This is a genomic window from Aureimonas jatrophae (assembly GCF_900104035.1).
Classification (GTDB): Bacteria; Pseudomonadota; Alphaproteobacteria; order Rhizobiales; family Rhizobiaceae; genus Aureimonas; species Aureimonas jatrophae.
Genome location: NZ_FNIT01000007.1, coordinates 209,741 through 220,497, shown reverse-complemented (window position 1 = coordinate 220,497; position 10,757 = coordinate 209,741). Strand labels below are relative to the sequence as shown.

Genomic DNA, 10,757 nt, shown 5'->3' with positions numbered 1-10,757 from the left:
GTCGTGGCCGAGATCACGGCCGGTGGCGGCGAGGCGATCGCCGTGCGGGCCAGCGTTGCGAATGGCGAGGATGTAAAGCGCCTGTTCGCACGGGCGATAGCCGCCTACGGCTCGCTCGACATTCTTGTAAACAACGCGGCCGTCTACGGCCCGACGCCGCTCGGCAACATCACGCCGGACGAGTTCCACCGCCACTTCGACACCAACGTCCTTGGCGTCATCCAGACCATTCAGGAGGCGGCACGGCACTTTGGACCGGCGGGCGGCAGCATCGTCAACATCGGCTCGATCGACAGCGTCCGTGCGGTTCCGGGCATGGCGGTCTATTCGGCTACGAAGGGTGCGCTGGACTGCCTGACGCGGGCGTTCGCCGCCGAGTTGGGTCCCCGCGGCATCCGCGTCAACACGCTTGCCCCAGGCGGCACGCACACCGAGGGCATCGAGAGCGCGGGCTTCATCGGCAGCCCGTTCGAGACCGAGATGGTCGGCCGGACGCCGCTCGGGCGGCTTGGGCAACCCGCGGACATCGCTCGGGCGGTCGCGTTCCTCGCCTCTGACGATGCCTCCTGGATCACCGGCGACCGCATCGTGGCTTCGGGCGGGTTTACCGGCTGAGGCTTGATCCCGCACCATTCGGCATGGGACGATGTCTGCTTTCTTCCGGACACCGCTCCGAAGCGGACTGGCAGGTTTCCACACGACACTGCCGACCGGCACCGCGGAAGCGGAGGCTTGGAAGCACTCTTTCTGCAACAGACGCTTCTCAGGTATCTACCGCGCGATTGCGTCTCTCGGAAACCACCGTCGTCGGACGTCGATTGCAGAACGGCGTGGGGCGCGGGCGCGACCAGAATGTAGTGCCATTCGCTTCTAGTGGATGGCAGCCTGCAGAACCCGCTCCGCATTGGCCTCAGCGCGCGAGAACTCGGCTGCGATGGTACCGCTCTTCGCCACTAGGATGCGGTCGGACAGGTCTAGGATCTCCGGCAGGTAGGACGAGATCAGAACGACGCCCGCGCCGCTGTCGGCGATGTCGCGGATGATCTGACGGATGCCGGCGATGGCACCGACGTCGACGCCACGCGTCGGCTCGTCGAAGATCACGAGGCGCGGCTCCTGTACCAGCGACTTTGCGATGACCACCTTCTGCTGGTTACCTCCCGACAGCTGCATCACCGACTGATGTTCGCCAAGACGCCGGATGGCGAGGCGCTGTTCCCAGTCCTTGGCGATCGCCTTGAGGCGGCCGAGCGGCGCGATCGGCTGTCGCCGTCCGAACTTGGCGATCCAACCGAGACCGATATTGTCGGCGACCGACATCGTGTCGAAGAAGCCGTCGAGCTTCCGATCCTCGCTGACGTAGGCAATGCCGTCCGCTACGGCTTCCGACGGCAGCGCGTAACGTACCTCGCGCCCGTCCAGCCAGATCCGGCCGCCGTCGAAATTGCGCTTGGTGTGTCCGGCGATGACCTTGGCGACCTCGCTGCGGCCGGAGCCGATGAGTCCTGCGATGCCGGTGATCTCGCCCGGAAAGACCGAGAAGGACATGTTGTTGACCATGGCGCCCATGCGCACGTTCTCGACGCGCAGCACCGGTAGGGCCGAGCGGGGTCGGCGCACCTCGCTCGGCGCTCCGCTGCGCTCGTTGAGCTCCTCGCCGATCATGTGGCGGATGAGTCGGGCACGGTCGAAGTCGGCCGCCGGCCCCGAGACCATCATCCGCCCGTTGCGCAGGACCGAGATGCGATCGGCATAGGTCAGCGCCTCCTCCAGCGCATGCGAGATGAAGATCATCGCGACACCCGAGCGCTGGAGCGAGCGCATCAGGTCGAAGAGGTGGTCCGTCTCCTCCGGAGTCAGGGCGGCCGTGGGTTCGTCGAAGATGATGACACGGGCCTCGTTGAAGACCGCACGGGCGATCTCCACCATTTGCCGCTTGGCCGCCGAGAGCGAGCCGGCAAGCTGCGACGGCTCGACCTTGAAGTTGAGGCGTTGCAGGACCTGGCGTGCCGCGTTCTGGACCTTGCGGACCGAGTTGAACGCACCTTCGCGGCCGAGCACGATGTTCTGGGCGACGGTGAGTTGCGGCACCAGGCTGGTCTCCTGATAGACCATCGAGATGCCTCGCCGGCTGGCGTCCTTGGGAGCGCCGAAGACGGCCGCCTCGCCGTCGATTAGGATCGTGCCGGTGGTAGGCGAGACGACACCGGCGATCAGCTTGCAGAGCGTCGACTTGCCCGCGCCGTTCTCGCCGACCAGCGCGTGGATCTCGCCGGGACGCAGCTCGAAGCTCGCCTCGTCCAGCGCCGCGACGCCGCCGTAGATCTTGCTGACCGCATCGAGCTGGACGACGGGGCGCGTGTCGGAACCGGTCATAGGTCGTCTCCGATCTTGAGGATCTCGCCGCTCGCGCGGCTCGTCGCCAATAGGCTACCGCCCCAGGACGCCACGTCGCCGATCGCATGGCGCCGGCCGTCGGCACGCGACTGCGCCGAGCCCGTCGGCATGAGCGCGTCGTCGAGCGTGACGAGAAGGCCGTAGGAGAAGGACGGCGCCCAGGGCTTGACCTCGCCATAGAGACGCGTCGCGCCGAGCTCGATGGGTAGATCGTGCGAGAACGCCGCGTCGAGACGAGGACCGATCCAATGTCTGGGCGCGATCGTCGCCTTCATCTCCGCGACGAAGGCGGGCTCGCTTTTCAGGAACTCGACCAGCGGATCCCGGCGCGACAGGCAGGCGAGGACGTAGCCGTCGCGATGGCGCCGCAGCCGGCCCGCATAGCCCGGATAGCCGGCCTGGAGCACCCGCCCCGTCTCGTCGACGATCGCGGCACGTTCCAGAAGCGAGACGAGAAGGCCGCCCTTGGCATCGAGGCATACGCCCATCGGATAGTGCAGACCGGGCAGGATCACGCGCAGCTCGCCCGAGTGGCGCAGCGAGACCACCTGCCCACGCGCCTCGTCGTCCCATGCGGCGGCGGAAAGAAGGTCGTCCGTGTCGCTCCGACCGCAATCGACGAGAATGAGTTCGTCGTCGGTACGGAAGACGAGGTCGATGACGGAGGCGAGTTGTCCTATCGGGTGCGACCAGCCTGCGACGGGCCGCCCGTCCGCGTCCAACACCGCCAGACCGCCTGCGCCGAGGCCCACGGCCACCCGTCCGCCAGGGCTCTGGGCGAGCGCGGTGACGGGCGCGGCGAAGGCTGCCCAGAATTCCGGCTCCCCGCCCCACGCATTGAGCGCCAGCACCTGGCGCCCGGAGGAGAGGAGAAGCCGGCCATCGTGGAGCGGGCAGAGCGTGTCGGGCGACTGGACCGATACGGCGTCGGCCTGGTCGAGGCGCTGGTTCGGACCGACGACGCCCTCCAGCGTCATGAAGGGCGCGGCCTGCCGCTTGCGAGCGAGAAAGTTCATCGTGCCGCTCCCCAGTAGCTGTCCGGCCCCCGCCAACAGGCGTCGGCGCCGGCGACGCCGAGGCGCCCGATCTTGTTGTTGGTCACGCCGCCGAGATAGAGCGCGCCCTCGTGCTCCCGCATGGAGGTGATCATGTAGAGGGGGCCGTCCGGTGCATCCCACAGCGCGTCCGCGACCTGACCCTTCGCATCCACCTTGAGGACGCCGCCGACGTTGAGGTTGCCGAAGAGCCAGTTGGTCGGCGGCACGCTCCTGGCCATGCGGCGACGCATGTCGGGATGGCGCATGGCGAGGTCGAAGACCGGGTTGCGCATGCCCGCCAGTGCCACCCAGTAGCTGCCGTCCAAGGCCCGGTTCACGTTGTCGGGGTATCCCGGCAGGCCGTCGGCGAAGACGCGCGGTCCGTCCGAGAGCCGGTCGAGATCGAAGATCAGGATCGAACACTCCCAGGTGCTGGCGACCAGGAGATGCTTGCCGTCGTGGGTCAGGCAGACGCCGTTCGGGAAGCGTAGGTTGTCGCAGACGGTGCGGGTCCTGCGCGTCTTCGGATCGTAGGACAGGAGGCGGCCGTTCGGGCGCCCTTCCAGGAGATCGAGGCCCCAGTCGTCGATGTCGTAGCGCTTGGTGGCGTCGGTGAAGAAGATCGTACCGTCCGGCGCGATGTCGAGGTCGTCTGCCATGCGGATGGCGGTGTCGTCGCGCAGGCTGAACAGGCTGCGCTCGGTCTCGTAGGTCAGGAGCTCGACCTCGCCCGCCATCGTGACCCGCACGAGACCCATGCCGGCGACGCAGACGACGATCCGGTTCTCGGCGTCGAGCGCCAGCCCGAGCGGACGGCCGCCGATCTTGGCGAGCACCTCGGCGCTGTCGTGGTCGGGGCCCGGGATCCGATAGAGATAGCCGTCGCGGCTACCGCAGTAGATGTTGCCGTCGCGGTCGAGAAGGACGTCCTCCGGCCCGTCGACCTGTCCGGCTACGAGAATATCGGCTCTCGCGAGCTTGGGCACGGTCTCGTCCGGCATCAGGCCGTCCATGCCCTTGACAGGTCCCGGATCGTAGGTGGCGGGATCGAGATAGGACGAGGCGAGGAGCCGATGGCGGTTCTTGCGGAACTTCACGTCGATCGCGAGGATCGCGAGGATGATCGCGCCGAGGCTGAACTGGACGAAGTCGCCACGGAAGCCGCCGTTCACCATCGCGTTGTTGAGGATATAGATCGTCGCGAAGCCGATCAGCACCGACATCACGGCGCCACGCCCCGGCACGAAGCCGCCGAGACCCACCACGAGGGCGGTCAGGGCGAACAGCTCGAGGCCGATGCCGGTATCGGAGCCGATGCTGTTCTGTCGGGCGGCGAAGAAGAAGCCAGCGAGCCCGACGAGGAATCCGGCGCAGACATAGGCGAGGAACACCGTCGTCCTGACGCGGATGCCGCCGTGGCGCGCCGCCTTGCGGTTTCCGCCGACGGCCAGCACGTGCCAGCCGAAGCGGCTCTGGCGGAACATGACGAAGACGATGGCGACGACTGCCACCAGTGCCCAGAAGCCGACGGGCAGCGTCAGCACCTTCTCGAAACCGATGAAGTCCCAGAGGTCGTCCATGCGGGCGGAGCCGGAGATTTCGACGAGCCATGCCTGCGAACCCAGGGTGTAGAGGCCCCTCATCGTGATCATGGTGCCGAGCGTCGTCAGCAGCGCGCCACAGCCCATGAGCCCCGCGACGACGCCGTTGACCACGCCGACGAGGGCACCGGAGGCTAGCGCTGCCAGGAGCACCACGGGTACCGGGAGCTGGAGGATGTGGAAGCAGAAGAGCGCGACGAAGGCCGACATCGCGAAGTTGGAGCCGACCGACAGGTCGATGCCGCCGACCGCCACGACGATCAGCAGCGCCAGGACCACGAGGCCACCGTCGGTCGCGTACTGCGCGAGGTTGCGCAGGTTCGAGGCCGCGAAGTAGCCGTCCGTCGTCAACAGCACGCCGGCTGCGACGCAGACGAGCGCGACGAAGGGGATCAGGCTCTCGATCCACCCCTTGGACAGCATGTCGGACAGGATGCGTCTCGGCGACAGGACGAGCCGCGGGACGGGCTGCCTGCGCAACGCGGAGAATGGGACGTCGAGGCTCATGGCAGCGTTCCCTCCGGGGCGTTCGTCGCCGTGCGTCCGGACGGACGCCTGTGGGTGGTCTGGGACCGATCGGAAGCCGCTCCGGACATCACGGGGCTACCCGGAGCGAAGGGGATGCGCCTCAGCGCTTCCAGCACAGCGACGGATCGTAGCTCGCGCCCGCCTTGATGATCTTAAGCTTCGACTCGACCTGCAGCGGCGAGCCGTCGCCGGTCGCTCCCTGGAGGAGACGGTCGACGATCTCGCCCGCGTCCTGTCCCTGCCCGTCCGCGTCGTAGCTCCAGACCCGGTCGAGCACTCCGTCCTCGACAGCCTTGCAGGTCACGTCGTCGCCCCCGCCAGTGGCGTACACCAGGACGTCGTCGGTCTTGCCCGCGTCCTTCACGGCATTGCCCGCGCCCATGGTATGGACGTCCCAATGGCCGAAGATGGCACAGAGGTCGGGGCTCTGCTGGAGCACGGTCGTCGTGATCTGGCGGGCCTTCTCGGGCTCCCAGTCGGACGCCTGGTTGGAGACGACCTCGATCTCGGGATGCTCGGCGAAGACCTTCATCGCCGCTTCGTTCATCATCACGCTGTCGGCCGCCGTCAGCTGGCCGGGAATGATGGCGACCTTGCCCGACTTGCCGCTGCCCGTGCCGCATTCCTTGACGATGTCCTCGGCGATCTCGTGTCCGATCCGCTCCCAGTTCGCGCCGACGAAGGCGGTGGAGGGCTGGCTGGACTGGAGGTTGATCTGGAGGACCTTGATCCCCTGCGCCTCCGCCTGGCGGATCTGGCGCGCCAGGAGCTGGACGGTCGGGTTGTGGACGACGAGCACGTCCGGCTTCTCGCTGATGGCCTTGGCCAGAAGCTCCGACATCACGCCGGTGTTGAAGGCCGGGTCGCGGATGTCAAGCGTGTAGCCGTTAGCGGTCGCGTGTTCCTTCATGCGGCGCGCCCAGCCCTCGGTGAGCGAGATGCCCATGGCGATGGGCACGAAGATGACCTTCTTGCCCGCCATCGCGCCTTCGGCCTGGGCGCTCGCGCCCGTGGTCGCGAAAGCGACGGCGCCTATCATGAGGCCGGCAGCCGTGCGGCGCATCAGACTCTTCACTGTCTTCGTCATGGTGTTCCTCCCGTTTCTGCGGTTCGGTCAGAGGTCGCCGACGGTGTCCGTTTCGGCGTCCCTGGGGTTGAAGTGGTTGTCGACGACGATCGCGGAGAGCAGGACGACGCCCTTCAGCATGTCCTGGGTCTGCGTCGTGAAATCCATCAGCGTCATGCCGTTGCGCAGTACGGCGATGAGGGCGACGCCGACGACGATGTTGCGCACGCCGCCCCGCCCGCCTCGCAGGGGGATGCCGCCGAGCACGACAGCCAGGATGACGTCGAAGATCAGCGTTCCGTTGGTGACGGTGCGGAAGTCGACGGCACCGCTGGCCGAGGCCGTGACGAGGCCGGCGACGAGCGCAGTGAGACCTGCGAAGACGTAGACCACGATGGTCGTGCGGCGGACCGGGAGTCCGGTCAGGCGTGCCGCCTGGAAGTTGTCGCCCATCGCGTAGGTGATCCGTCCCGCCGTCGAGCGGGCGAGTAGGAACCAGGTGGCGGCGACGGTCGCGAGCATCAGGAGGACGGGGACCGACAGGCCAATCGGTAGGCTGCTGGCGAGGAAGGCGACCGTCGGATCGGACTTGGGCAAAAGCAGGAGGAACTCGCCGCGCAGCACCGCGAAGCGCAGGAAGCCGACCATGAACATGGATGAAGCGAGAGTCGCCAGCATGGCCGGGATCTCGACATAGGCGATTAGCCAGGCGTTGAGGAAGCCGATCAGGACGATCGCCGCGAGCGATGCGCCGACCGCCACGGGTGCCGCGACGCCGTTGGCGAGAAGGATGCCGAACACGGTCGCGCCGGCGGTCATCTGCGCGACCAGCGAGAGGTCCAGCCCGCGCGAGATCACGACGACCGCCATGCCGCAGCTCAGGATGGCGAGCGAAGCGGAGTTGGACAGGATGACCTGGAGGTTGCCGAGGCTGAGGAAGCCGTCGATCGAAACCGAGAAGACGAGGACCAGTGCGGTGAGCACGCCGGTGACGATCCGCTCGAGCTGGTTGCCCGAGCGCTTGGCCTTGGTCGGCATGGGCGAAGCCGACGCGGCGAGGCGGCCGGCCGCTGCGAACGGATGCATGTCGTTCCTCCCCGTGCTGGCCGATCGAGCGGCCCCTGTCCGATGCTCGCCCTCCGCCGCGCCGCCCTTCTCCGGGATCGTGCGCGAGCAGGCATTCCTAGGCTACGGCGCGACCTACGTCGGCTGCGTCGTCCCACGCGTCTTCGGCCTCTCTGGCGCTCGACAGTTCCCGTTCCATCTGCGCGAGGCCGTAGGTTGGCACTCCGTCGCCCTCGCGGGCCCCGATCGCATCCCAACGCTCGGCGACGCCAACGGCATCGCCGGCGAAGGCACCGTGCGTCAGCGTGACGTAGGCACGGGCGAAGTGGCCAGCACCGGCGCATAGGATCGCCCGCGTCGGCGCCGCCTCGCCGACGAGGGCCGGCAGGCCCTGACTGACGAGCCCGGGCGAGAAAAGATCGGACGCCTCGGGCGAAAGGATGCCGTCGGTCATCGCCGTCGAGGCGGTCGGGGCCAGGCAGTTGACGCGGATGTCGTACTTCTCGCCCTCGAGGGCCAGGGTCTGCATCAGGCCGACCAACGCCATCTTGGCGGCGCCGTAGTTGGCCTGGCCGAAGCTGCCGAAGAGCCCGGAGGAAGACGTCGTCATCACCACGCGGCCGTAGGACTGCGCCCGCATGATGGCCCATACTGCCTTGGTGCAGATCGCGGAGCCCATGAGGTGCACGTCCACCACCTCGCGGAACTCGGTCATGGTCATCTTGGCGAAGGAGCGGTCGCGCAGGATCCCGGCGTTGTTGACCAGTATGTCGACGCGGCCCCAGGCCTGCATCGCGCTGGCCACCATCGCGTCGATAAGCGGCTCGTCCGTCACCGAGGCCGCGAACGGCATGGCGGAGCCGCCGGCGGCGGCGATCTCGTGCGAGACCGCCTCGGCCGCCGCGACGTTCGTGTCGTTGACGACGACGCGGGCACCGAGATGGCCTAGTAGCATGGCATGGGACCGACCGAGCCCGCCGCCCGCCCCCGTCACGATCGCGACGCGCCCCTCGAGTTTCGTCACCGATCCCTCCCAAGCTCAGTTACTAACTCACTAGTGAATGAACCAGAGTTTTGCAAGGGGTTTATCCGCCGCCCCGACGCTACGCACCCCTGCGGAACATGGTCGGGCGACGGTCTCAGCTCTCCGAGCGGGACCGGCAGATTTCAGTGAAACCGGCCGCCATGAAGGTCGCCATGCGCTCCTTCACCGCGACGAAGTCGTCGGACCGGCATAGCCCACCGGACAGCTTGTCGATGCGGCCCGTGCGCGCCAGGGTCAGCATCAGCGCCCCCGTGGTGAAGTGGTATCCCCAGAAGATGTCCTCCTCCGGGCAGCCCGGCATGGCGGCCTTCAGGAGTTCTATGAGCTTCAGGACCACGGGGTCGAAATGCCGATCCATCAGCTCGGCCCCCCAGAGCGGCGTGTTCGCGACCTGGGCGCCGAGTGCCGCATAGTTCTTCCAGCCCTCGCCACCCTCGATGTAGAGGTCGAGGTCGGTATCGAGAAACGCGCGCAACGCGCCCTCGACCGTCGGACGGCCCTTCGACGCGGCCTCGTATTCCTCGAGCATGCGCATGCGCCGCTCGCTCGTCACCACCGCCCGGCGGGTGAACACGGCGTCGAAGAGCGCCTTCTTGTCCGCGAAGTAGTAGTTGATCAGCGTGTGATGAGAGCCGACCATCTTGGCGACGTCCTTCAGCGTGACGCCGTAGAGACCATGCCGCGAGAACAGGAACTCGGCGGCGTCCAGGATCTGCTCGGTCATCTCGGCGCGCTGGGCGGCCTTCGTCCCCTGGCGGCGGCGCTTCGGCGGGACGGCCGGTTCGATGGTAGGGGTGTGCTTGTTCATGGCCGATCTATAGGTTCAACCGAATACCTCGAACAGGCCCGCGGCCCCCATCCCGCCTCCGACGCACATGGTCACGACGACGAATTTCGCGCCGCGCCGGCGGCCTTCGATCAGCGCGTGACCGACGAGCCGCGCTCCCGTCATCCCGTACGGGTGGCCGATCGAGATGCCACCGCCGTTCACGTTGTAGACGTCGGGATCGATGCCGAGCTGGTCGCGGCAGTAGAGCGCCTGCACCGCGAAGGCCTCGTTGAGCTCCCAGAGACCGATGTCGCCGACCGCGAGGCCGTGTCGGGACAGGAGCTTCGGCACGGCGTGGAGCGGCCCTACGCCCATCTCCTCCGGCGCGCATCCGGCGACCGCCATTCCTCGATAGGCGCCGAGCGGCGTCAGCCCCCGTCGCTCGACGCTAGCCCCGTCCATGAGGATGCAGGCGGACGCGCCATCCGACAGCTGACTGGCGTTTCCGACCGTGATCGAGCCGCCCTCCACGACCGGCTTCAGCGCGGACAGGGATTCCCAAGTCGTGTCCGGCCGGTTTCCCTCGTCCCTATCGATCACGACCCTTCGCTCGGAGACGTCGCCCGTCTCCCTGTCCTTGACGCGCATCACGGTCTGGAAGGGAACGATCTCCGCATCGAAGCGGCCGGCGACCTGCGCGGCTGCCGTGCGCCGCTGGGACTCGGCGGCGTATGCGTCCTGGGCGTCGCGACCGACGCCGTAACGCTCGGCGACACGCTCGGCCGTGCGCAGCATCGGCATGTAGGCCGAAGGCACGTTGGCGGTGACGTTCGGATCGGCGTCCTCGGCGACCCAGGCGAAGTAGCGGTCCTGGACGGCGGAGATGTTCTCCTGCCCCCCGGCGGCGACGACTTCCATGCCGTCGACCACGATCTGCTTGGCAGCCGTGGCGATGGCCATGAGACCCGACGCGCACTGCCGGTCGACCGTCTGGGCGGCGACGCCGACTGGCACCCCGGCGGCGAAGAGCGAGTTGCGGGCGACGTTGGAGCCGGCGGTGCCCGCGCCGAGCACCGTACCGAGCACGAAGTCCTCCACCTCGCCTGGCTCGATTCCGGCACGCGCGATCGCATGGGTGAGCGCATGGGCAGCGAGGGTCGGCGACTTCGTGGCGTTGAAGGCGCCACGATACGCCTTGCCGATGCCGGTGCGGGCGGTGCTGACGACGAAGGCTTCACGCATGGACGGA

The 10,757-nt window shown here is 67.7% G+C and carries 9 protein-coding genes; 1 reads left to right on the top strand and 8 read right to left on the bottom strand.

Features of this window, described 5'->3' with window-relative positions; genetic code table 11:
• A partial coding sequence (locus BLQ76_RS16070) for an SDR family NAD(P)-dependent oxidoreductase (RefSeq protein WP_090675380.1) occupies window positions 1-615 on the top strand: 615 nt, incomplete at its 5' end.
• 255 nt (window positions 616-870) lie between these two features.
• Here the strand turns inward: BLQ76_RS16070 and BLQ76_RS16065 are convergent.
• From BLQ76_RS16065 to BLQ76_RS16030, 8 genes are all read right to left on the bottom strand, one after another.
• Window positions 871-2,376 (bottom strand): sugar ABC transporter ATP-binding protein, encoded by a 1,506-nt coding sequence (locus tag BLQ76_RS16065; protein ID WP_090675338.1) that lies wholly within the window; start codon window positions 2,374-2,376, stop codon window positions 871-873.
• Window positions 2,373-3,413 carry an SMP-30/gluconolactonase/LRE family protein gene (locus tag BLQ76_RS16060; RefSeq protein ID WP_090675335.1) on the bottom strand — a complete coding sequence of 347 codons (1,041 nt, stop codon included), beginning with the start codon at window positions 3,411-3,413 and terminating at the stop codon, window positions 2,373-2,375. The genes BLQ76_RS16065 and BLQ76_RS16060 overlap by 4 nt, the downstream gene beginning before the upstream one ends.
• A complete protein-coding gene (locus tag BLQ76_RS16055) occupies window positions 3,410-5,542 on the bottom strand; it encodes an ABC transporter permease (RefSeq protein WP_090675333.1) in 2,133 nt (710 codons plus the stop codon). The genes BLQ76_RS16060 and BLQ76_RS16055 overlap by 4 nt, the downstream gene beginning before the upstream one ends.
• Before the next feature lie 121 nt (window positions 5,543-5,663).
• Window positions 5,664-6,650, bottom strand: coding sequence for a sugar ABC transporter substrate-binding protein (locus BLQ76_RS16050; protein ID WP_090675330.1), 987 nt, complete (start codon window positions 6,648-6,650; stop codon window positions 5,664-5,666).
• 27 nt (window positions 6,651-6,677) lie between these two features.
• The gene (locus tag BLQ76_RS16045; RefSeq protein ID WP_090675328.1) at window positions 6,678-7,715 is read right to left on the bottom strand and encodes an ABC transporter permease; all 1,038 of its coding nucleotides are present in this window, start codon (window positions 7,713-7,715) and stop codon (window positions 6,678-6,680) included.
• A gap of 97 nt (window positions 7,716-7,812) precedes the next feature.
• On the bottom strand, window positions 7,813-8,718 hold the full coding sequence (locus tag BLQ76_RS16040; protein ID WP_090675326.1) for an SDR family NAD(P)-dependent oxidoreductase: 906 nt from the start codon (window positions 8,716-8,718) through the stop codon (window positions 7,813-7,815).
• Window positions 8,719-8,833: 115 nt separating this feature from the next.
• Window positions 8,834-9,547, bottom strand: a complete 714-nt coding sequence (locus BLQ76_RS16035) for a TetR/AcrR family transcriptional regulator (RefSeq protein WP_090675324.1) — start codon at window positions 9,545-9,547, stop codon at window positions 8,834-8,836.
• A gap of 15 nt (window positions 9,548-9,562) precedes the next feature.
• Window positions 9,563-10,750, bottom strand: coding sequence for an acetyl-CoA C-acyltransferase (locus BLQ76_RS16030; protein ID WP_090675320.1), 1,188 nt, complete (start codon window positions 10,748-10,750; stop codon window positions 9,563-9,565).
• Between the last annotated feature and the right edge of the window lie 7 nt (window positions 10,751-10,757).